The sequence below is a fragment of the Flavobacterium sp. AED genome (assembly GCF_000812945.1).
Taxonomy (GTDB): Bacteria; Bacteroidota; Bacteroidia; order Flavobacteriales; family Flavobacteriaceae; genus Flavobacterium.
The window spans coordinates 557513-581819 of record NZ_JSYM01000001.1 but is presented as its reverse complement, the minus strand read 5'-3'; the positions used below and the strand labels follow the sequence as shown (position 1 = coordinate 581819).

The window sequence follows — 24307 nt, the reverse complement described above, 5'->3', positions numbered from 1 at the left end:
TATAAATTTCTACTGAATTATGGAAACAGCACGATACAGCCGACAAATTATACTTCCTGAAGTAGGTATTAATGGGCAACAAAAACTGCAACAAGCCAAAGTCTTGATTATTGGTGCCGGCGGATTGGGTGCGGCTGTTTTACCGTATTTGGCTGCAGCCGGAATAGGAGAAATTGGGATTATTGACGATGATAGAATCGAAGTGACCAATTTGCAACGCCAAGTGATTTACAAAAGCAGCTCGGTGGGGAAAAGTAAAGTTCTTGAGGCGGCAGCAATGGCTTTGGAACTCAATCCTTCCATAAAAATAAATGCAATCACTGAAAAATTAGACTCGAAAAATGCAATTTCGTTATTCGAGCAGTACGATATTATGGTGGACGCCACGGATAATCTGAATACTAAATATTTGATTAATGATGCATGTTGCGTAACCAACAAACCTTTTGTTTACGGTTCTATTTATAAATTTGAAGGGCAGGTTTCTATTTTTAATTATGAAAATGGGCCTACGTATCGTTGTTTGTTTCCAGAGGAAGCCAATGACGTTAGGAACTGTAATGATGCGGGTGTTATGGGAATATCCGTTGGTATCATCGGTATGTTTCAGGCGAATGAAGTATTGAAAATGGTTTTGGGAATAGGGGAGTTGTTGTCTGGGAAATTATTGGTTTATAATATGTTGAATAACGAACAACAGAAGTATGATTTTTCAAAAACAGTTGTGAATACGATCGATAGAGCAGCTTTCGAAAATAAATATACCTCAGTTGTAAGTGCAACTATTGAAATCGATGCTGCTCTTGCATTGGAACAAATAAATAATCCAGCAGTTGTTTTTCTTGATGTTCGAGATTCAGAGGAATATCCAAAAATAACAATCAAAAACGGGCTTCAAATTCCGTTAGACCGTTTAGAATCTGCATTACATCAGTTGGATATTAATGCGGAATTATTTGTTTTTTGCCAATCCGGAATTAGAAGTAAAAAGGCAGTGGAGATTCTTAGAAATAATAATTTTGCGACTGCCAAAAGTATTGCCGGTGGCGCTAAAGCATTGGATAAAATACTGTATAAAGGAACGGTTTCTGTTTCCTGAAATATAAAATAATAGGACAATCTGTAAATAATAGTAAAGAAAAATTTCGCCACGAATTAGTGTTTTATTTTTTATTTCAATATGAAAATTCGTGACAAATTTGTGTAATTCGTGGCCAAAGAAAAAACTATAGTCCGCTTAGCGGACATTCATAAAAATAAAGATCATGAGTAAGAAAACTGTTTTCATTCAGGGACCAATTTCTTCGGAATTTATAGGGCAGTCGATTGCCAAACACCAATCGAAAACCACTATTGGTGCGCACAATATTTTTTTGGGTCAAGTTAGAGCCGATGCAATTGATGGTCAAACCGTAGCTGCAATTGATTACACCGCTTACGAAGAAATGGCAGACGAAGCCCTGAACGTGATTAGAGAAAAAGCGTTCGCGCAATTCGATTTGATTTGCATGCACATTTATCACAGTTTGGGTGTGGTTAAAGCGGGGGAAATCTGTTTGTTTGTGTTTGTTTCGGCAACCAGAAGAAAGCAAGTGTATGAAGCCACAGAAACGATTGTGAATTGGATTAAAACAGATGTGCCTATTTTTGGTAAAGAAATATTTGAAAACAGTACTTTTACCTGGAAGAAAAACACGTTATAAATGGTTGATATCACACATAAAATAAGTACACTCCGTACCGCAACAGCAAAGGCAACAGTAATTGTGAGTCTTCAGGCTACAATTGATGCCGTTGTAAATAATCTGGTTCCAAAAGGAAACGTACTGGAAATGGCAAAAACGGCGGGTTTATTTGCGGTAAAAAACACACATTTATCCATTCCGGATTGCCATCCTATTCCAATTGAATTTACATCAGTGGAATATGAAATCAACGAATTGAGCATTGACATTATTTTCAATGTGAAAACGGTTTACAAAACTGGAGTTGAGGTCGAGGCGATGCACGGGGCTTCGATTGTGGCGCTTACGATGTATGACATGCTCAAACCAATTGACAAGAACATTGAGATTTCGACGATTAAATTAATCAATAAAGAAGGCGGAAAATCGTCTTTCAAAAATAGATTTCCATCCGCCATTAAAGCGGCAGTTTTCGTTTGTTCCGATTCCATTTTTGCAGGAGATAAACAAGATCGATCCGGAAAAATAATTGTTGAAAAACTGGAAATTAGCGGAGTCGAAACTACGCATTACGAAATCATACCGGATGAAATTGATGTGATTCAAGAGCGAACTAAAGCTTTCGCTAAAGAGAATCAATTGATCATTTTTACCGGTGGAACTGGGCTTTCGCCAAGAGATGTTACACCTCAAGCACTGGAACCGTTATTAGAAAGCAGAATTCCGGGAATTGAGGAAGCCATACGCAGTTATGGGCAAGAGCGCATGCCGTATTCGATGCTTTCCAGAACAGTTGCAGGAACTTTAGGGAATACTTTGGTATTAGCTTTGCCGGGTTCAACCAATGGCGCAAAGGAATCCATGGATGCCATATTTCCTCATGTGCTGCATGTTTTTCATATTTTAAAAGGCAAAAATCATGACACCAAATAATGCTGTTTTAACGGATGATTTTGGACGTAAACACAACTATTTGCGTATTTCCTTAATTGAGAAATGCAATTTGCGTTGTACCTATTGCATGCCAGCCGATGGAATTGTATTAAGTCCAAAAGCGAGCTTGATGACGGCTGACGAAATTCACGCCATCGCCCAAACATTCGTCAATAATGGTGTTGACAAAATAAGATTGACCGGCGGGGAACCGTTGTTACGAAAAGATTTTCCTGAAATTATAGCCAAACTGGCTTCGCTTCAAATTGAGATTTCCATCACTACAAACGGAATTCTGATTAACAAACACATAGACGTTTTAAAGCAGTTTAACGTCAAAAAAATCAACTTGAGTTTAGATACTTTGGTGGCTTCAAAATTCCATTCCATTACGCTTAGAAACCAGTTTCAGAGTGTAATTGATAATTTACATTTGTTGTTGAATAATGATTTCAAAATCAAAGTCAATGTGGTTTTGATTAAAGGATTCAATGACGATGAAATCATTGATTTTATTAAACTTACCGAATTTTTACCGATTTCGATTCGGTTTATAGAATTCATGCCTTTTGCAGGAAATGAGTGGGACCGAAGCAAAATGGTTTCTCAAAAGGAGATTCTGGATCAGGTGCAACATCATTTCCCGGAATCTCATGTAGAGAAATTAGAAGATGAAAAAAACTTTACTGCCAGAGAATTCAAAATAAAAAACTATTTGGGAAGTTTTGGGATAATCAGTTCGATAACCAATCCTTTTTGCGACGGTTGCAACAGAATTCGCCTTACAGCAAACGGTAAAATAAAAAACTGTCTGTTCTCCAACTCCGAAACAGATTTACTGACGCCTTTCAGAAATGGCGAAGCGATAGAAGACTTGATTGCTTTTGCCATTAAAAACAAAAAGAAAGTACGCGCAGGAATGACTACTATCGAGGATGTCAATAATCCCGCTTTGAATCAAGACAACCGCAGCATGATTGCTATTGGGGGTTAATCCCTTATTATTATTATTATTATTTATCGGGAGCTATTCCCGTTATTCGTTACAACCTGGTTTTCACTGCTACCGGGGCTAGGGATTTTGTGCAAAAAGACCGTGAATGAGGTTTTCCGTAAAGTTTACAATTAAGAAGGAATTAGTTTTGAAAATAAGTTGACTATCAACGCTAATGCATCAGATTTTTCGGTAATAAGTTATATATTTGAAAATAAGTAAACACTGATTCTAATAAGACTTATCTACCCAATTTAGGGGTGATAAGTATGATAACGTCAGGCCTATATACTAGTTAGCTGTAATACCGCCTGAAACCGAGAAAATTAGACATTCTAATGAGCAAATAATAAAAATATTAAATGGCAAAAGGAAAAATAGATAGTAATTCAGGGGTTCAAGCCAATGTTGGTTTTGACTTTCAAAGAAACACCTGCATTTATGTTTTTCTTGAAAAATATAATAGTTTAAAAAACCAAGAGTATTTTATTATGCTCGAACATTATGATGATATTGTTTTTGGTTTTCTAAATTCTACGGGAGAACTTTCTGAAATCACAACATATCAAGCAAAAAAATCAGGAACTATTTGGACTACGAATTCTGTTTATGAAATAATCGATAAAATTACTAAATCTGGGATTGAAATAATTAAAGATAGTTTTCCTAAAACTAAAGATTACAGTCAATCACAATACTTTATAACAAATAATACAATTTCGCTTGATTATAAATGTTTATCTGAAAATAAAACTAAAAAATTTTTAGTAAATGAAACAACAGAAACTGTTTCCTATTTAAATTTAGTAAATGATTGCCAAAATGTATTGAAAAAAGGAAATCCAAAAATTACTTTTGACAAAAATCAAGTTTTGCATTTCGACAATTTAAATTTCACGTTTATTGATTTAGGAAGAAATACAAAATCCCAACTAGAATTACTTACTGGAAAATTTAAAACAGTATTTGGAAACAAAATAATTGATCATACAGCTGCTAGAGATACATTAATTTTTCATTTAAAAAAAATAGAAAGTACATACAATCAAGGTGATATTCCGAAATTAAGTGATAAACATAAAAAAATTGAGTCTTCCGAAATTGAAAAAATTCTAAACATCCTAACAACAAAAAAGTTAGCTTTAGATTTTTGCAGAAAAAGAGCTGATAAAATATGTGATGAACTTTCAATAAATGTCTTTGATGCAATGTCATTTGAACTTGATTTTGAAAATAGTTTAGATGAATTTAAAGACTTAAAACAAGGAGAACACCAAAAAATAATTCGATTTATAGAAAGTAAAAAAAGTATTTTTACAACGTTTACTAGTGACGTACTTTGTATAAAGGAATTGTATAATATTTTTTTAAAAGAACACAATTCAACTTTAAACCAACTTCAGCTTAAAGCATCCATTTCTGCGGGCTACTTTCTAATACTTATGCAAAAATGAAAACATATTTAAACATAAATAAAATTTTTATTCATAGTGAAGTTAATAACAAAAGTTTTCTTGCCGAATTTGGCAAAAAGCTAAATGTAATATATGGAGCTAATACAGCTGGTAAAAGTACTTTAATTCAATTAATATTATTCACTTTTGGCATTAACGATAATAAAACTAAACTCATAAAAATATTATCAGAAAATATCTTCACAAGACTTGATATAACTATTAAAAAAAATAACGAAAATATTGAATATACATTTGTTAGAAAAGATGAAACTTTATTCATCAAAGATTCAAAAACAAATAAAGTTACAACATATAACGGAATAGGCGGAAATAGTTCTGTAGAACATTATAAACTTAAAGAATTCTTTAATAGTTTGCTAAACTTTGATTTACTACTTGAAACTAAAAATGGAATATCAAAAGCACCAATTGAAACAATATTTTTACCGTATTATGTTTCACAAGATGTTGGTTGGGTTTATTTAAGAAAATCTTTTAGTAATTTAGATTTCTACAAAAACTTTAAGGAAGATTTTTTAGATTATTATTTAGGTATTACCAAACTTGAAGATAAAGAAAAAAGAAAAGCGTTAGAAATTCAATTAGCAGATAAAAATCAAAAATATAATTTCTATTTAAACTTCGAAAAAAATGATACTGTTATTGAAAGTTCAAAATTACTTGATGATTCTTTTAAAGGCAAAGGACAAGAATTTATTAATGAGCTAACCAATAGAAAGGCAAGTTTGTTAGAACTTGAGAACAAATATGTAAAGCAATCAAACCAATTAACTTATAACAGCCAAAGATTATCAGTAATTTCAAAAGTTTCTAGAAATCACAATCATCAATTCCCAGGTAAAGACAACTGTCCAATTTGTCAACAAATATTACCTATTGATACAAAGCAGATTTATGAATACTATCAGGAAGAAAATGATACAATAAAAATTAAAGAAAAAATTCAATCTGAAAATAAAAAAATTCAATCTGAACTAAATTCTACAAATAAGAAAATAGAAGAATTAAGAAGTTTGTTAGCAAAAGATTATCATAAACATATTGTCTATTCAGACAAAAATATTACTCTTGATGAATGGATAAAGACTCAAGCTAATATTAAATTAGATACGTCAATAAATGAAAATATTGGAAAATTAGCAAAAGAAATCAATGACTTAAAAGAAGAATTACAATCCTTTAAAGACGACGATGACATTCAAAGCGAAAGATTTATTAAGAATAAAAAATTCAAAGAATTTTATAATATAAACAATATAAAACTTGATGTTCCTAAAACTGAAGACAGCAGATTTAACTATGTTTATGAATTATCAAGTTTTCCATTTCAAGGTGTAGAATTACATTTAGCTGTATTAAGCTATCATTTTGCATTCAACAAAGTTATAAATGAAACAGAAAACATTCATAGACTTCCATTGATTTTAGATAGTATTTTTAAAGAAGATTTAGATGGGAATAACAAGGAAAAAATTTTAGATTTTATCTGTAAAAATCGTCCAAATGATACTCAAACAATAATTTCAGTTGCTGACAATAAATCCAAAGACACAAAAATTGAATTTTTCAAAGAAAAATTTTTCAAAACGGATACAAACTTAATTTGCATTGGTAATTCTATAGACAAAGAATCAATATTAAAAGAACACGATAAATCATTAAACGAAATATTAAATGATACTTTTGAAATAATGGAGTATCTATAATACCCCGCTACCGCACGAATCCTTTCGTGTGGTTTCTATTGTGGAAATGGCATTATGAAAAAAGTTCGTGATTTTTAGCCCTGATGGAAGCTGCATCCTCGTAGCTTAGCGAAGAGATACAGCGGACAGCAGGAGGTTTCGTTCTTTAAAACTCCATTCGTTTTGCTTCACCCCTTTTCAAGAATTAAAAATTAAGTTTGGAGAATAAATATTATTTTTTATATTTGCATAACTAGTTATGTAATTAATTATACAATATGAAACTATTCGAAAAAACAGGAAAAATGGCTTTGGGCAGTCGGTTGCGATTATTAACCGCTACAGTAACCGAAAACGCGGCCCAAATTTATGAATTATACAAGGTGGAGTTTTCGCCAAAATGGTTTCCCGTGTTCTTTGTCCTTTCAGAAGAGGGCGAAAAGACCATTACCGAAATCGCTAATGAAATAGGACATTCCCAACCATCGGTTACTAAAATCATTCAGGAAATGACGGTTTCAGGATTGGTTCAGGAAAACCTAAAATCAAAGGATAAACGTAGGACTCTGGTAGGGTTAACCCAAAAAGGAACAATGCTTTCGGAAAAAATCAAGGCGCAATGTACCGATGTAGATGCCGCCATTGAAGGCATTATAACGGAAGCCACACACAACCTTTGGGAAGCGATTGAAGAATGGGAATTTTTATTAGAACAAAAGTCGTTGTTCAGAAGAGTACAGGAACAAAAGAAACTGCGGGAAAGTAAAGACGTCCAGATTGTGGAATATACTCCCCAATATCAATCCGCTTTTAAATCGCTCAACGAAGAGTGGATTTCCACTTACTTTGAAATGGAAGAAGCAGATTATAAAGCATTGGATAATCCTAAAGAATACATTTTGGACAAAGGTGGGAAGATTTTCGTTGCGATATACAATAATGAACCCGTTGGAGTTTGCGCACTCATCAAAATGAACGACACCAACTATGATTTTGAAATGGCAAAAATGGCGGTTTCTCCAAATGCACAAGGAAAAAATATAGGAGGGTTGCTTGGTCAGGCTGTTGTCGATGCTGCAAAGCAATTGGGTGCTTCCAAATTATACTTGGAAAGCAATACCATACTAAAACCCGCCATCAACCTGTATCAGAAATTGGGTTTCCAAAAAATAGTAGGACAAGCCACGCCTTACAAGCGCTGTAATATCCAAATGCAATTAAACTTAAACAATCAACTTTAATGAATATGAAAAATATAGTAAAAAAAGAAAACGCCATCTCAAAACAGTTTTTAGGAGTTGATTTTGTCGTTCTTTCCATTGGTAAAGACTCTATGGTTACAAAAATGTTGTATAAGTCAACTGACTTTGTTCCTTTTCATCAACACCCAAACGAACAGAGCGGTTATGTTATTTCCAGGAAATACAAATTGAAATTTGGAGGAGATGAATTCTTATTATCCGAAGGAGATACTTATTCGATTCCCGCCAATATGGAGCATTCTATTGAAATTATTGAAGCAGGTCAGGTAGTGGATTTTTTTACACCCATCCGAGAGGATTATTTATAAGTGATTCTCCAACGGTAATAAGTCCAAACGCAGTGATGTCAAATCGGCTTTGGTAAAATAGAAACAAATCAAAAGAAAATAAAAAAAGGTGGTCCGTTACAGACCACCTTTGATATTATGTAATACAAGGTTTATAATTAAACCAAGTCGAAACGGTCCAAATTCATCACCTTACTCCAAGCTGCCACAAAGTCTTTTACGAATTTATCTTGAGAATCGGCACAACCATAAACTTCAGCGATAGCTCTCAACTCTGAGTTTGAACCAAAAATAAGATCAACACGAGTTCCAATCCACTTCAATCCACCTGTCTTACGATCAGTACCTATAAACAAATCATCAGTTTCCGAAGCTGCTTTCCAAGTCGTACCCAAATCGAGTAGGTTTACAAAGAAATCGTTGGTAAGTACTTCTGGACGTTTCGTAAAAACACCGTTTTGTGATTGGTCAAAATTGGCATTAAGAACACGCAAACCACCAACAAGAACGGTCATCTCTGGAGTTGTCAAGGTCAGCAATTGCGCCTTATCCACTAGCATTTCCTCTGATGATACCGTATATTTAGTCTTAGCGTAATTGCGGAAACCGTCTGCTTCAGGTTCTAGCACTGCAAATGATTCCACGTCCGTTTGTTCTTGCGACGCATCGGCTCTTCCCGGTGTAAAAGGAACTTTTATATCTTGACCTGCAGTTGTAGCAGCTTTCTCAATAGCAGCACTACCACCTAAAACGATCAAGTCAGCAATTGAAACTAGTTTACTGCCAGACTGAGCGCTGTTGAATGCTGTTTGAATCTCACCAAGCGTATCTAGCACTTTTGCCAGTTGACCAGGATTGTTCACTTTCCAATCCTTTTGAGGTGTCAATCTTATGCGAGCACCGTTTGCACCACCACGTTTATCAGAACCACGGAATGTTGATGCTGAAGCCCAAGCGGTAGTTACCAGTTGGGATACAGATAATCCTGAATCAAGTATTTTAGATTTTAGTGTAGTAATGTCAGTATCATCAATTAGTTGATGCGTAACGGCAGGAACAGGATCTTGCCAAATTAATTCTTCCGTAGGAACTTCTGGACCAAGATAGCGTGCTATCGGACCCATATCGCGGTGTGTCAATTTGAACCAAGCACGAGCAAATGCATCGGCAAATTTATCAGGATTCTCGTGGAAATATCTTGAAATAGGTTCGTAGATAGGATCTGCTCTCAAGGCAAGATCAGCCGTAAGCATCGTTGGCGCATGACTCTTTGACGGATTATGTGCATCCGGAACGGTACCGGCACCTGCGCCAGCTTTCGGTTTCCATTGATGCGCACCAGCAGGACTTTTTGATAGCTCCCATTCGAATCCAAATAGATTTTCGAAGTAATTGTTACTCCACTTTGTAGGTGTAGTAGTCCAAGCACCTTCAAGTCCGCTGGTAATCGTGTCTTCTCCATTTCCGCTGCCAAATGTATTTTTCCAGCCAAGTCCTTGCTCCTCAATGCTCGCACCTGCAGGTTCTGGACCTACGTATTGGTTTGGATCGGCAGCACCATGGGTTTTCCCGAACGTATGTCCACCGGCAATAAGCGCAACAGTTTCTTCGTCATTCATAGCCATACGGGCAAAAGTCTCCCGAATGTCACGTGCAGATGCAAGAGGATCTGGGTTTCCGTTTGGTCCCTCAGGATTCACGTAGATAAGACCCATTTGAACGGCAGCGAGAGGATTTTCTAATTCGCGGTCACCCGTATAGCGCTTGTCATCCAACCACTTTCCTTCTGAACCCCAATAGATATCTTCGGCAGGCTCCCAAACATCGGCACGTCCACCGGCGAAACCAAAAGTTTTGAAGCCCATCGACTCTAAGGCACAGTTCCCTGTAAGAATCATTAAGTCAGCCCATGAAATTTTCTTACCATATTTCTGTTTGATTGGCCACAATAGTAAACGAGCCTTATCGAGGTTTGCATTGTCAGGCCAACTGTTCAGCGGTGCAAATCGTTGTGTACCAAAACCCGCACCACCACGACCATCAGCTATACGATACGTACCTGCACTATGCCATGCCATACGAATGAAGAACGGTCCGTAGTGACCAAAATCTGCTGGCCACCATTCTTGAGAAGTAGTCATTAAATCAAAGAGGTCTTTTTTTACCGCATCAAGATCGAGACTCTTGAATTCCTCAGCATAGTTGAATTCCTCTCCCATAGGATTGGTTAGCGATGAGTGTTGGCGAAGGATGCTTAATTTTAATTGATTTGGCCACCAGTCATTGTTTCTCGTTCCAGAACCGGCAGTTTGTTTTGAAGCTCCTCCTGAAAACGGACACTTGCTTTCCGATGAGTTCCCATTGTTGTTGTTTTCCATAATATGATTGAATTTTTGTTTTATAAACTTTAATGCTAATTTAGCTATTTTTATTTATCAAAAATATTTTATTAATAGATAAAAACTATAATGGTAGCTATTATCCGTTATGCAATTAAATCGTGGAAATTGCTGAATTAAAAGAAAATCAGAGTATCTGGATATCAAAGTTGGTCTCTTATGGTTTTGATGGAAAGAATAGGGTAATTAGCTTGTTGTAAGAAATAATAGCATAAATTAGCGAGGTAAAAAAGATGTTTTTATGGCTCAAGGCTATCTAATTAGGGTAGATATGCGCTATATTGTAGAGTGTATATGTTAGTGGTAATTTTTTCAAAACCGAAGAAAAATCAAGACCTTTAATGCAATAAAAATCTTAAAAAGTGGAAAAATCTATATTCGAAAAGCATCCGTCAAAATTACTAAATGACCTTTATTCAGAAAGAAATTATCAAGGAGCAAATCCAGTTGAGGCAAAAATTCTATTTGTTGGCAGAGATCCAAATTGGGCAGTTGATGTAGAAAGTAAAGAAATGTTCAATTTCGTTTCTGAATATTTAACTGATGGAGTAACTTTTTGGAAAACGCATAATATTCATCACCCTTTTTTGCTACCAAACTATAAAGGTGACGGAAAACGATATCATAAAATATTTTCTAAACTAAAAGTTGACAGCGAAGCATCAAGCAAAATATCATTCGTTGAACTAATTGGATTTCCAACTACAGGAATGGCGAAAACAAATAATAAAATTTTCTTAGAGTATTTAATTTCAGAAGAAAATAGAAATCACTTAATCAAATTAGATAATTTATTAAACGACTTTGACAAAACAATATTCATCGCTTGGGGATTGATAGAAGATTTTAAATTCTTGTATAGAAAAACTGGATTATTTATAAAATTTGCCGAATTAGATAAAAGTGAAATGAACATAAGTGACTTAAATCAATTTGAAAACATTTATATTCATCGACATTTTTCTGATGCAATTAGTAATGCGACACTTGAAAAAATGGAAATAAAATTAAAACAAAAATTACAATAAAACCTCCACTGGTGCTCGTTCAATGTCATTAAGTTAAGGATTTAAATGACCTTGGAAAGGTCAAATATTTATAGAAAAAATGATGAGGTAGGTATTCGACCCCAGCGGGGTCGTAGGAATTTCAATAATACATTCTTTTCTATAAACATTAAAATCCTCTGGATTTTTCTTAACTTAATGACATTGGGCGCTCATTTACAACGAGAACCTACTTACTTATAGAAATTAAATAAAGCGTTTGCAACGCGGCTCTACTAAATTGCCTAATAGGTAAAAATAGGTAAGATGTTGCTGTTTTATTTTAGAAAACCATTAATCATTACTGCAACTCCACCTTAACATTATACTGATTTAAACTTAAAATATTTTCTATAGATCCAAAAGTAGAAATGCTCTTTTGATATTCTCTTTCTTTTTTCAAAGCAATTTGTTTTACACAGTTTTGGAACCGACTTACTTCTTTTAGATTCGTAAGGATTAATCCGGGAACAGCTGCATTTTTGCCTTCTTTGTCTTTAGAAACCATCGTGAAATAAGAGGAATTACAATGATTAACGGTTCCTGTCTGAATATTTTCTGATTCCACACGAATACCAATAATCATAGAACTGGTTCCCACATAATTGACGCTGGCTTTCATTGTTACCAATTCGCCAACTTCAATAGGTTTTAAGAAATTTACCGTATCTACAGAAGCCGTTACGCAATAATTACCGGAAAACTTTGAAGCACAGGCAAAAGCAATTTGATCGAGTAATGATAAAATATAGCCTCCATGTATTTTGCCACTAAAATTAGTGTGTGAAGGTAGCATTAATTCAGAAATTGTTATGTGAGAGGAACTTACCGTTTTGAAAGTAGTATTCATAGTGTAATTGTTTTTTGGTACTAATAAGAGTTTTTGAGTTGTTTTTTAGCCACAAATTACACAAATTAAGTCCTTATAATTTTAAAATAATTAGTCCTAATTGGTGTAATTCGTGGTTAACTTTTTCTTGAGATTATGATAAAGTGTCCAGTTTCTCTCCTGTCAATACTATAAAATTTATTTTAGGGGATTCACACAAAGAACAACAATAGTCCTCGGGTAAATCTTTAAATAAAACCCCTTTTTCAATTCCTTGAATAACATCACCGTATTCTGAATTGTATAAAGTCAAACATTCTGGACATTGATGAATATCTTGTGCTGCTTTCTCTTTTTTGGCGGCTGTTTTACTTACTTCAACTACTAAATTTCCTAAATCTTCAAAATATTTTCTACTCAATTCAATCAAAATGGTTGGTAGCTCCAGTTTGTCTACATCTTGCGCATGAACAATATATTCTTTGGTATTTGGATCAAAATTTTTGGCGTACAAAACATTATACGTATCTCTAATTTTGATGGATTCTAAGTCTTTTGGTAATTCATTTTTTTCGACTACAATCGAAGTGAAATAGTGTCCTTCACGATTGTATTCTGACAAACCAAAGGTAAGTCCATAAGTACTAATGTCAAACTGATCCAGTGTTCGAACCAGAAAAGTTTTAAGATTTAAAGCCCATTCCATTGCAACGGGTAAGTGCCAGTTCAATTCCAGTAGCGAGTGACGAACATTAATTCCTTTTTTGCCCAGGAATTTTTCCCAGTCTAATTTTCGTTCCTTTGGAATTCCTTTTATGATAAAGGACTTCCATGGCGTGATGCATATTTTACCAATTTTGCAATCAAAACATAAATCGCACATTTCTTTCAAAAACTCTAAATCGTATAGATTATTTCTCCAATACAATCCCAACCAATATTGATCAATTCCCAATCGATTCATTCCTTCATAGTAAGGAAATGGATAGAAAGGAATGTTTAAAGGTTTATCAATAGTTCTGTTGTTAGTGTCCAAAGCATCGCTGACCAATTGAAAAATCATATCGACAGAATTAGGTTCTTCTTCGAGTATTTTTTCAATGGCATAATATATTTCGGCTATATTCCAACTGTAAATCAGTACGGGATACATTTCCATTTTATCCCAATTAGGCAAACGAATATATAGAAACCAATAATCTTCATGATCCGAAGCTATAAAGTTGATGTGTCCTGTAAATAAAGGAACTAATTGCTGCTTTGGATCGGTTATATTTACTTTTAGCTCGGGTTGTTCTTTAAATTGCTCTAAAATATATAAAAATTTATTTCCCGTAAGCCAAGGGGTATTTCTGAAAATATCAGTAGAAACATAGGAAGAAACAATGTTATTTCCACTTTTTTCATTGGGATAAACAAAATGATTTTTACCTATTTTGGTCTTATCAATAGCGGTAAAACCTTTAGGAAATATAATGTCTTGTCGAGAACCAAAGGAGATTGCATCCAATCCTTGTTCTAAAGCCATATTTACAATTCCTCGTAATTCACCTGGTGAAATAACGCCTCCTTTTACTATTAGTCTTGTCAATTCCATATTTTTTAGTTTTAAGTTTACAGTGTTTCGCATTCAGTTGTTAACTGATTGCGGAATGCTGCCAACTATTATTTACATTTTGATAAGATTTCTTTAACTTCAGTTTTACAACTTCCACAACCTAATCCAGCACCTGTGGTTTTGCATAACTCGGTGAAATTGGTCACACCACTTTTTATGGCTTCTTCAATATTTCCGCTTCCTACTTGACTGCAAGAACACACCAATTTACCTATTACCGGTTTAGTATTCGAACTTCCTCTAAGCAACGTATTTCTTTTATCAGATAATTCGATTTTGCTTTCAATCATGGTTTTGAATTCGGCAAACTCATTTTTATCCCCCATCAAAATAGCACCTACTAACAAGTCATTTTTGACGATACATTTTTTATAGTATCTTTTTCCTAAATCAGCAAACACAATTTCTTCGTAAGAATCATCATTGTCCGGGATTTCGATTTCACCAATACTGCATAAATTAATGTCTTCCAGTTTCAAGATATTCATTAAAACGGAACCTTTATAAAAACTGCTGATATCGCCGGCCATAAAATTAGCCAATACATCAGCTTGTTCTTCAGCTGCCGAAGTAATTCCGAATAACTGGTTGTTGAATTCAGCGATTTCACCAATGGCAAATACATTTGGATTCGACGATTGTAAATACTGATTTACTTTTACACCACGTCCACAGGATATTCCTGATTCTTTGGCTAATTCTATATTTGGAATAGTACCAATGGTATAAACGATGGCATTGGCAGTTATAATTCGACCACTTTTTAGGGCAATTTCTATTTCGTTTGGATTGTCTGTTTCGAATACGGTACTGACTTCATTATCAAAATAAATTTGAATATCACGAAGCTGTACTTCTTCGGCAAGTAATTTACTCGAAATTCGGTCCAATTGACGTTCCATTAATCGGGAAGCCCTTTGAATTATCGTGATTTTTACTTTTTTATGTTTTAAGGCTGCAGCCAATTCTAATCCTAATAATCCACCACCTACGATAACTACATGTTGCTCTTCGGGAACTAAATTAGTATCATCCAGATAGTTTTTTAATCGGTCCGCATCTTCTTTTTTTCTGATGGTGAATCGTCCCGGCAAATGCAATTGAGCATTTTCAGGAATAAAAGGTCGGCTTCCGGTTGCTAATATTAAAGAATCAAAAGTATGGGTGATGCCATCACTATCGAGAATTATATTTTCTTTGGTGTTGATATTATCAATTGAAACACCTGATTTCATAGTGATATTTAGCTTACTTAAAGCTTCGTCTTTTATTTTCAAAAGCTGTTCCCAAGAAAGCTCCGCAGTTACGTATTCCGGTAATAAAACCCTGTTGTAAAATGGATTTTCTTCATTTGAAAAAACAATAATTTCATCAGAAGTATTGATTTCCCTGTAGTTTTGAATGAATCGGAAAGCTGCTGCTCCAGCACCTACAACCGCGATTTTTTCGAAAGGTTTTACATATTTGGCAACAGAAACAGTGGTAAACTTAAAATCGGGCTCTTTTGATACAGGATCTACAAGTGTGTTTGTTAAATTATTAGTTCTGTTCAAATCATTTTCCAATTGTTTTCCCCAGTGCATTGGCAAGAAAACAACCCCTTCTCTAATAGTATCAGCCACTTTTGCTTTTACACGAACGGTCCCGTTTTTACTGGTTACCACAACAATATCTCCGTTATTTATGGACGCTTTGTAGGCATCAATAGGATTTATTTCAAGCACAGGACTTGGGATATGCGTCATCAATCGAGACACTTTACCAGTTTTAGTCATCGTATGCCATTGGTCTCTTATACGACCCGTGGTAAGAATATATGGAAACGTATCATTAGGTTGTTCCGAAGTATTTTCAATAGCCGTTGGGATATTAAAAATCGCTTTTTGCGAAGGCGTATAGAATTTTTTATCGGTAAATAAACGAGGTGTTCCGGGATGTCCATAATCAGGAACAGGCCATTGAAAAGTGCCTTCGTTTTTTAGACGATTATAATTTAGAAAGGAAATATCTATGTTGGTGTTTTTTGTCATTAGACAATGTTCCTTATAAATATCTTCGGTACTATTGAAATTGAACCCGGTAAAATTCATTTTTTTAGCAAAACGAGTCAGAATTTCAACATCCGGGAGCGCTTCTCCCGGTGCATTGATGCCTTTCGGCAAATAAGAAATTCGTCTTTCAGAATTGGTCATGGTTCCTTCTTTCTCTAACCAACCTGCTGCCGGCAATAATAAATCGGCAAATTTTGAGGTATCGGCATTATGAGAAATATCCTGAACCACAACAAATTTGGCATTTGCCAGCGCTTTTTCCACTCTGCGAGAATCGGGTAAACTTACCATTGGATTGGTACAAATAACCCAAATCGCTTTCATTTTTCCAGATTCTAAAGCATCAAACATCTCTGTCGCCGTCAATCCCGGTTTTTCGGATATACCATCAACTCCCCAGAAATCAGCTACTTCTTTACGATGTACCGGATTGTTTAATTCTTTATGTACAGCAAGTAAATTAGCCATTCCGCCTACTTCACGACCACCCATAGCATTTGGTTGTCCAGTCAATGAAAAAGGCCCGGAGCCTGGTTTTCCTATTTGTCCAGTTAATAAAGAAAGGTTCAGTAAAGCGGTATTTTTATCTACGCCAATAGCACTTTGATTGAGTCCCATTGCCCATAACGAAAGAAATCCTTTGGCTTTACCAATGATTTCAGCTGCTAATTTGATGTCATTCAAAGGAACGCCACAAAGTTTAGAAGCTTTTTCTAAGGAACTGGAAATAACAAGGTCTTTATATAATTTGAAATTTTCAGTATGATTTTTAATGAAATCATTGTCGGCATATCCTTTTTCGATTAACCTTTTGGCCAAAGCATGATATAAAATAATGTCAGTACCTGGAATGATTTGTAAGTGCAAATCGGCAGCTAAAGCCGAATCTGTTTTTCGAGGATCAACTACAATGATTTTTGTTTTTGGATTTTTTTCCTTGTGTTGTTCGATTCTTCTAAAAAGAATAGGGTGACACCAAGCAGGATTAGCTCCTGTTATCAAAAAAGTATCTGCCAGTTCAATATCGTCGTAAGCGATTGGTACAGAATCTTCACCAAATGTTTTTTTGTAACCAGCCACCGCTGAACTCATGCACAAACGGGAGTTGGTATCGATATTATTGGTTTTCAGGAATCCTTTTACCAGTTTGTTTACCAAGTAATATTCTTCAGTAAGGCATTGTCCAGAAATATAAAACCCAACACTGTCAGGACCATGTTTTTTTATGATAGAAGAAAAGACTGCTGCTGCACGATCCAAAGCAGTATCCCAGCTCACTCTTTCCATAGGGTGGGACTTACTCCATCTCATTTCTGGATAAAGAATCCTGTCTGAAGTATCGTTGACTACATAATGAAGGTTCATCCCTTTAGAACAAAGCATACCTCTATTCACTGGATGGTCTTTATCGCCTGTAACGGTGACTCCATTTTTAGAATCATTGGTTACTATAATTCCGCATCCTACTCCACAATAGGAACACGTAGTTTTGATTTCTGAATTTTGCATTATTGAATTTCTTTATTAATAATGAAAGCTTAGTATATTGATCTGTTTCTATCTTACGAAAGTGTAAAAATAAGTATTTTTACGTATTAATACGTATTATTTGGATTTTATTTTATATTTTTGGGTAAAATAAATATTTAGTACTAAATCATTTTGGGAACAATTTTAAATTTTAGCCATGAAAGAAGAATTAACCACTTGTAGTAGCTGCATAAATGAAAATTGTTTCATTAAAAAGCACCTTCATTTAGAACAAATGAAAAGTTACATCGATAGAAAGCGTAGTTTTACTTGTAAAAAATCACAACAATTCATCATTGAAGGTGCGCCAATTCAAGGTTTGTACTTTATTTACAAAGGAAAGGTAAAGACTGTAAAAACAGGTATCAACGGAAGAGAACAAATTGTACGATTAACAAAGGATGGCGATACAATTGGGTTTAGAGGTTTTGGTACCAGTAAGCGCTATCTTATTGGGGCTTATGCTTTAGAAAACACAGTGTTATGTAATTTCAGCAATGAAGATATGCTGGAAATACTTCATAATGTTCCTGAGTTTACCTTTGATTTAATGCTGTTTTATGCTGAAGAACTGAATAAAAGCGAGAATAATATTCGCAAAATTGCACATATGAATGTGCGTGAAAGAGTAATTGATACCTTATTATATATTCATAGAAAATTTGGTCAGTCAAATGGTGTAATAGGACTTGATTTGTCCAGAAAAGAAATTGCCGATTTTGCAGGAACCACCGAAGAGCAAGTGATACGGGTGATTTCGAGCTTAAAAAAAGAGTTGCTTATTAAAGCCGTCGGTAAGAAAATTGGATTAACTAATACCGATAAATTAAAGTCCGAAATACAGGAACACAAATACCTTTAGATTTAGATTGCTGTTTTTTATGCTTATTATGTTTTCTACCCTTCCTATTCTTTTTTAAGTATTTCATTTTTCACACGATAATTGATTTCACCACCTTTTAAAGTCAATTATCAAACTACTACCCAATCAAATTTTATAAGTGCGTATTTTTTTCTACGTATTTAATTCTTCTCAAGTCAAGCTATAGTTGCGTTGCGCGTTATTTACTGCTTTTTCGCATAAAATAAACTGTTTTACTTCCTTGTTTTATCGTGTTAAAAAGCTATTTGTATCTGTTTTTTATATTGTACGTAAGTATTAGTACTTACGTAAATTTGCTTCATACTAATTAAAACATACGATTATGCAAAAGATTAAAACCACATTACTAAATATTCAAGGTTTAAAAAAAGGGAGCATTTCAAGTGCAAATCTTTCAAAATCTATTTTCTTAGGCATCGCCTTAACCTTTTTAAGCCACAATGAAGCGAAAGCTCAATTAACCGCAACAGGTCAAATTAGAGAAAGAACTGAAATTAGAGCGGGACAAGGAACTTTGCAAAAAGATGGGGAAAAAGCAGCATTGTTCAATTCTCAAAGAGCACGATTAAATTTAGGATTCACAGGATATAGATTTAAAGTATTTATGTCTTTACAAGACGTGCGCGTTTGGGGTCAAGATGCTTCTTCTATAAACAGAACAACTACTGAAGCAAATAATGGCGTCATGTTAAATGAAGCTTGGGGAGAGATTATGTTAAATGACACGATAAGTAAAATTCAAAATTTATCCTTAAAAATAGGACGTCAAGAAATTTCTTATGATGACCAAAAAGTATTGGGAGGTTTAGATTGGTTACAACAAGGTAGAAGACACGATGCGATTGTATTCAAATTTGCAAATAAAGGTTGGATTGCTGATGTTGGAGCTGCTTTTAACCAAAATAAAGAGCTTAATACAGGAACAGTTTATAACGGAACAAATGCTGCTTATGGCGCTGGTACTAATGGGATTGGAACCATGTACAAATCATTTCAATATGCGTATTTAGGAAAGAAACTTTCCTTTGGTGATATTTCGTTTTTATTCTTTAAAGATGACTTTAATAAATATACTAATGTAACTTCTGGAACACCTGCAGTAACGACTAAAGTATATGGAGAAGGAGTATGGAGTCGTAATACTGCTGGTTTTTACTTTAATACTAATGTTACCAGAAAATTTAATCTAACTGGAAGTGCATATCACCAAGGAGGACATGACAAAGACGGAAGATCTATTAGTGCTAATCTAGCTTCGATAACATCAACATTACAAGTAGGAAGAAAATTATTTGTAGGACCTGGTATTGATTATTTATCTGGTGATGACGGTACAAAAGCTGTTACTGCGACAACTGACAACAATCGTTTTGACCCACTTTACGGTACACCTCACAAATTCTGGGGAAGTATGGATTATTTCTACGCTGCGAATGGTTTTGGAAAACAAGGATTGTTAAACTACTTCTTCAAAGCAAAATACAATATGAGAGACAATCTTACTTTACTATTAGATGTTCATGGATTTGAAGCTGCGAATACATTATCTAATGGAGCAGGAGGGAAATTAAGTTCTTATTTAGGTACTGAGGTAGATATGCTAGTAAAATATAATTTAACTAAAATGATCAACATCGAAGCTGGATATTCTTTCATGAAAGCAACCAATTCAATGGCTTCTGCAGCAGTTAAAAATGTTACAAACCCTGATCTTAGCCCACAATTTGCTTATGTGATGCTAAATATTAAACCTAACTTTTTAGCTAAAAAATAAATTATAGTATTCAATTTTTAAAACAAATAAAATGAAAAATTCAAATAAACAAATAACAAGGGTTTTCAAAAGAGTTATGTTGACCTTGTTAGTAGTATTGAGTTCGGCCTTTACAACAATAAGTGCTCAAAATGATCCAGTACGATTAGGGTTTATTCCCTTAACGGATTGTTCTCCAATTGTTATGGCAAAAGAACTAGGGCTGTTCAAGAAATATGGTGTTGAGGTTGTAGTAACCAAAGAATCTTCATGGGCGAATGTTCGTGACAAAATTCTAACAGGCGAATTAGACGGAGCACATTGTTTATATACCATGCCTTTTTCAGTGTACACTGGAGTAGGAGGAAAAGCAGGATCTGAAATGATGATTGCGATGATGCTAAGCGTAAACGGTCAAGCCATAACACTTTCTAATGATTTTTGTGGAAAAGTAGGTTTTAAGCAAATGAATAAAGTGGCACCAGTGGTAGCTGCAAAATTAAAAGCGGAGAAAGAAGTGACCTTTGCTATGACTTTCCCTGGTGGAACGCATGATTTATGGTTGCGTAACTGGATGTCTATTGCAGGTTTGAATCAAAAAGCGGTAAAAATCATTACAATTCCTCCTCCGCAAATGGTTGCTAACATGAAAGTAGGTAACATGGATGGATATTGTGTAGGGGAGCCTTGGGGTGGAGTTGCTGTAAAACAAGGAATTGGTTTTACTCAAATTGCTTCACAAGATATTTGGAAAGATCATCCGGAAAAAGCATTGGTTGTCAATAAGGAATTTAGTTCAAAACGTAGGGAAGACCTTAAAAAAGTAATGAAAGCCATTATGGAAGCTTGTATCTGGTTGGACAACCCAGCCAATCGTAAAAAAGCAGCAGCGATTATTGGTAGAGCACCTTATGTAAATGCTCCGGCTGATGTTATCGAATCAAGATTGATGGGAGATTATAATTTAGGTTGCAACCAAGGAACTGAAGTATATTCTAATAACTACATGTTGTTTTACAAAGGCGGAATGGTAAATTATCCTCGTAAATCCTACGCAATTTGGGCGATGGCACAATTCGTACGATTTGGATATTTGAAAGAAGCTCCTAATTATAAAGCAATTGCTGATAAATTGGTCTTGCAAGATTTATATGAAGAAGTAGCAAAGAGCATGAAAGTGAAAATTCCAAATGATGATATGAAACCTTTTTCTCTTACTATGGATAAAACTGTTTTTGACCCATCAAACCCAGCAGGGTACTTAAAAGTTGTCAAAAGATAGATTTTCAAAATTAATAAGCTTAAAAAGAATCGATTTTATCCCTCTTCAAGTGGGAGGGATATAGTTTGATTCGGTAGAAAAAGTTTGGTTTTTTGCCCCCACTTCAAGATTAGAAAAAAAAAGATAGAATTAAATTAAAAAGTAATGAATATGTCTGATAAAGATACATTAACAATGGATGCCATTGAGCAAGTAAAAAGTATTTCAATTGAAAACTCAAATGGGGAAATAGCCAAAAATTTAAAAATAAAATTGTTTGGCCAAATGATGCTGCTAAAAATGAAATCATTGCTTTTGGCAGGAGTAGGTTTGTTTGTTTTTGGAGGATTTTGGAGCTTATTAAGTTATTATACTAAAGGTGCTCTTCCTGATCCAAAAGCTACATTAACTGTTTTATACGAAATGATTCGCGATCCTTTTTATGATTACGGACCAAATGATAAAGGAATTGGATTGCAATTATTCAGTTCAATAAAAACAGTATTGATGGGATTTTTATTGGGTTCATTAGTCGCTATTCCAATTGGGATATTGATGGGAGCAAGTTCAATATGCAAACAAATTTTCTATCCAATTGTTCAGCTTTTAAAACCAGTTTCTCCGTTAGCGTGGTTCCCTATTGGTTTGGTTGTGTTTAAAGATACCGGTATGGCAACTATATTTATTGTTTTTATTACCTCATTGTGGTCTACACTTATCAATACCTCTTTTGGTGTGGCGTCGATTCCACAAGATCATAAAAACGTAGCTAAAGCTTTTGGTTTTTCTAAAATGCGTTACCTGACCAAAATTCTAATTCCGTACAGTTTGCCTCATATCATTACAGGATTGCGTTTGAGTATCAGTGTAGCTTGGTTAGTAATTGTAGCCGGTGAAATGTTATCTGGTGGTGCAGGAATTGGGTTCTTTGTTTGGGACAGCTGGAATGCATTGAGCTTAGAAAAAGTGATATCAGCCATCATTATCATAGGTGTTGTAGGATTACTTTTTGACAAATTATTTACTTATATCGAAAACAAAGTGGCTTACAAAGCTTAACCAAATAAAAATAACTATTATGAGCTATTTAGAAATCAAAGATTTGGAAATTTCGTTTCCAACTCCAAAAGGAAAATATATTGCAGTAAGAGATATTAATCTTTCTATCAAAAAAGGAGAAATTGTATCCATCATTGGGCATTCAGGATGTGGGAAATCAACAATTATGAATGCTATTGCAGGAATGATTACGCCAACAGGCGGAACGGTTGAATTAGACAATCAAAAAATAAAAGGACCGGGACCAGATCGTGGAATTGTTTTTCAAAATTATTCCTTGTTACCTTGGTTAACTGTGGACCAAAACATTTTTCAAGCAGTTGATTCTGTAATGAATTGTTCCAAAAAAGAAAAACATGAAATCGTAGAGAAAAACCTTAAAATGGTTAATTTATACGAGCACAAAGATAAATTACCGGGGCAATTATCCGGTGGAATGAAACAAAGGGTAGCAATCGCAAGAGCATTTTCTATAAACCCTGGCGTTTTATTATTGGATGAGCCTTTTGGGGCTTTGGATGCACTTACCAAGGGAACCATGCAATTAGAAGTTTTGAAATTATGGAACTTGAATAACAGAGACAAAACGATCGTAATGATTACGCATGATATCGAAGAAGCATTGTTTTTATCGGATAGAATTGTGGTATTGAATAACGGCCCGGCTTCAACCATCAGAGAAATTGTTGAGGTTCATTTGCCAAGACCAAGAAATAAAATCGAAATCGTAAAAATGCCCGAATATATAGAGTTAAGAGATAAACTATTACACCTATTAACCGATAAATTCTCTATTGAAGATATGGGGATGGTGTATAAAAGTTAATTTTTTGGTTTAGTTTAATTTGTTTAGTTAAGTTAAGAATCCCTGAGATATTGAGCCATTTCAGGGATTTTTTGTATCAACCCTAAATATTAATTGTAAAAATAAATCAATATGAATACTACAATTTTCGATTTTATAGGTGATAATACCGGGGAGTGGAAAGTAACTTCAATGATCGCTTTGAAAGGAGAACCAATCGAGTCCGTTTCTCACATAAAAAGAATTTCAAGTTCTTTGACCCAGTCTAAAGGAGGAATTTGGACTCTAAAAGGAATTGTGAGTAACCTTCGGTATACGGAGAAAGAGGATAAAGATAAATTAGTTGCTATTCAAGAAGATTTAGGTCGATCCGAAGCTACTTTAGCCGCATTTATTCCCATCCGAAAATCAGAAGAATAGTGGAATCTCGCGCAAGATGAACGTAGAAAAATAATGGAAAATAAATCCCAGCATACCCAAACGGGAATGAAATATTTGCCTGCAATTGCCAGGAAGTTATTTCATTCTAGAGATATTGATGAGCCTTTTGATTTTTTGACTTGGTTCGAATATGCTCCAGCTGATGCCGTTGCTTTTGAAGAGCTTTTAGAAGCACTTCGTAAAACAGAAGAATGGAATTATGTAGACAGGGAAATTGATATTCGATTGGTCAGAATGTAACCGATAATCATTGTGTTAAGAGATAAATTATTTGCGAATGTAATCGCTCTATCGCTCCGCAAAGGCCA

At 34.6% G+C, this 24307-nt stretch carries 19 protein-coding genes and 1 pseudogene; 16 read left to right on the top strand and 4 right to left on the bottom strand.

What is annotated here, in order from left to right:
- Window positions 1-19: 19 nt before the first annotated feature.
- The 8 genes from moeB to OA85_RS02520 all read left to right on the top strand — a co-directional run bounded on the left by moeB (window position 20) and on the right by OA85_RS02520 (window position 8345).
- Window positions 20-1099, top strand: coding sequence for a HesA/MoeB/ThiF family protein (gene moeB, locus OA85_RS02555; RefSeq protein ID WP_039107940.1), 1080 nt, complete (start codon window positions 20-22; stop codon window positions 1097-1099).
- A gap of 166 nt (window positions 1100-1265) precedes the next feature.
- Window positions 1266-1703 carry a molybdenum cofactor biosynthesis protein MoaE gene (locus OA85_RS02550; protein WP_039107939.1) on the top strand — a complete coding sequence of 146 codons (438 nt, stop codon included), beginning with the start codon at window positions 1266-1268 and terminating at the stop codon, window positions 1701-1703.
- Window positions 1704-2618 carry a bifunctional molybdenum cofactor biosynthesis protein MoaC/MoaB gene (gene moaCB / locus OA85_RS02545; protein ID WP_039107938.1) on the top strand — a complete coding sequence of 305 codons (915 nt, stop codon included), beginning with the start codon at window positions 1704-1706 and terminating at the stop codon, window positions 2616-2618. It abuts the gene before it with no gap.
- Complete coding sequence (gene moaA, locus OA85_RS02540; RefSeq protein WP_039107937.1) at window positions 2605-3612, top strand: GTP 3',8-cyclase MoaA; 1008 nt, start codon at window positions 2605-2607, stop codon at window positions 3610-3612. The genes moaCB and moaA overlap by 14 nt, the downstream gene beginning before the upstream one ends.
- Before the next feature lie 362 nt (window positions 3613-3974).
- Complete coding sequence (locus OA85_RS02535; protein ID WP_039107936.1) at window positions 3975-5066, top strand: hypothetical protein; 1092 nt, start codon at window positions 3975-3977, stop codon at window positions 5064-5066.
- Window positions 5063-6796: an ATP-binding protein gene (locus OA85_RS02530; protein ID WP_039107935.1), complete on the top strand. Its 1734-nt coding sequence runs from the start codon at window positions 5063-5065 to the stop codon at window positions 6794-6796. The genes OA85_RS02535 and OA85_RS02530 overlap by 4 nt, the downstream gene beginning before the upstream one ends.
- Before the next feature lie 257 nt (window positions 6797-7053).
- Window positions 7054-8016 carry a helix-turn-helix domain-containing GNAT family N-acetyltransferase gene (locus OA85_RS02525; RefSeq protein WP_039107934.1) on the top strand — a complete coding sequence of 321 codons (963 nt, stop codon included), beginning with the start codon at window positions 7054-7056 and terminating at the stop codon, window positions 8014-8016.
- Window positions 8017-8021: 5 nt separating this feature from the next.
- A complete protein-coding gene (locus tag OA85_RS02520) occupies window positions 8022-8345 on the top strand; it encodes a cupin domain-containing protein (protein WP_039109303.1) in 324 nt (107 codons plus the stop codon).
- A gap of 137 nt (window positions 8346-8482) precedes the next feature.
- On the opposite strand, the gene katG is transcribed toward OA85_RS02520, so the two are convergent.
- Window positions 8483-10702, bottom strand: coding sequence for a catalase/peroxidase HPI (gene katG, locus OA85_RS02515; RefSeq protein ID WP_039107933.1), 2220 nt, complete (start codon window positions 10700-10702; stop codon window positions 8483-8485).
- 383 nt (window positions 10703-11085) lie between these two features.
- Between katG and OA85_RS16960 the strand changes: the two genes are divergently transcribed.
- The gene (locus OA85_RS16960) at window positions 11086-11751 is read left to right on the top strand and encodes a hypothetical protein (protein WP_052257120.1); all 666 of its coding nucleotides are present in this window, start codon (window positions 11086-11088) and stop codon (window positions 11749-11751) included.
- A 319-nt stretch (window positions 11752-12070) separates the two neighbouring features.
- Here OA85_RS16960 and OA85_RS02505 read toward each other — a convergent pair whose 3' ends face one another.
- The 3 genes from OA85_RS02505 to OA85_RS02495 form a co-directional block, all read right to left on the bottom strand.
- Window positions 12071-12619: an acyl-CoA thioesterase gene (locus OA85_RS02505; protein ID WP_039107932.1), complete on the bottom strand. Its 549-nt coding sequence runs from the start codon at window positions 12617-12619 to the stop codon at window positions 12071-12073.
- Between the two features lie 133 nt (window positions 12620-12752).
- Entirely contained in the window at window positions 12753-14195 is a 1443-nt protein-coding gene (locus OA85_RS02500) for a rubredoxin (RefSeq protein WP_039109300.1), read from the bottom strand.
- Window positions 14196-14263: 68 nt separating this feature from the next.
- A complete protein-coding gene (locus OA85_RS02495; RefSeq protein WP_039107931.1) occupies window positions 14264-17776 on the bottom strand; it encodes a nitrate reductase in 3513 nt (1170 codons plus the stop codon).
- A 178-nt stretch (window positions 17777-17954) separates the two neighbouring features.
- Here OA85_RS02495 and OA85_RS02490 point away from each other — a divergent pair, with 178 nt between their 5' ends.
- The 7 genes and pseudogenes from OA85_RS02490 to OA85_RS17580 form a co-directional block, all read left to right on the top strand.
- A complete protein-coding gene (locus OA85_RS02490; protein ID WP_039107929.1) occupies window positions 17955-18659 on the top strand; it encodes a Crp/Fnr family transcriptional regulator in 705 nt (234 codons plus the stop codon).
- Window positions 18660-19002: 343 nt separating this feature from the next.
- The gene (locus OA85_RS02485; RefSeq protein WP_156129399.1) at window positions 19003-20454 is read left to right on the top strand and encodes an alginate export family protein; all 1452 of its coding nucleotides are present in this window, start codon (window positions 19003-19005) and stop codon (window positions 20452-20454) included.
- A gap of 31 nt (window positions 20455-20485) precedes the next feature.
- Window positions 20486-21715, top strand: a complete 1230-nt coding sequence (locus OA85_RS02480) for a CmpA/NrtA family ABC transporter substrate-binding protein (RefSeq protein ID WP_039107928.1) — start codon at window positions 20486-20488, stop codon at window positions 21713-21715.
- A 150-nt stretch (window positions 21716-21865) separates the two neighbouring features.
- Complete coding sequence (gene ntrB / locus OA85_RS02475) at window positions 21866-22753, top strand: nitrate ABC transporter permease (RefSeq protein ID WP_052257184.1); 888 nt, start codon at window positions 21866-21868, stop codon at window positions 22751-22753.
- Window positions 22754-22772: 19 nt separating this feature from the next.
- Window positions 22773-23579, top strand: coding sequence for an ABC transporter ATP-binding protein (locus tag OA85_RS02470; protein ID WP_039107927.1), 807 nt, complete (start codon window positions 22773-22775; stop codon window positions 23577-23579).
- A 111-nt stretch (window positions 23580-23690) separates the two neighbouring features.
- The gene (locus OA85_RS17585) at window positions 23691-23978 is read left to right on the top strand and encodes a hypothetical protein (protein WP_231557067.1); all 288 of its coding nucleotides are present in this window, start codon (window positions 23691-23693) and stop codon (window positions 23976-23978) included.
- Between the two features lie 12 nt (window positions 23979-23990).
- Window positions 23991-24239: pseudogene (locus OA85_RS17580) on the top strand (chlorite dismutase family protein); the annotation flags it as partial.
- Window positions 24240-24307: the final 68 nt, after the last annotated feature.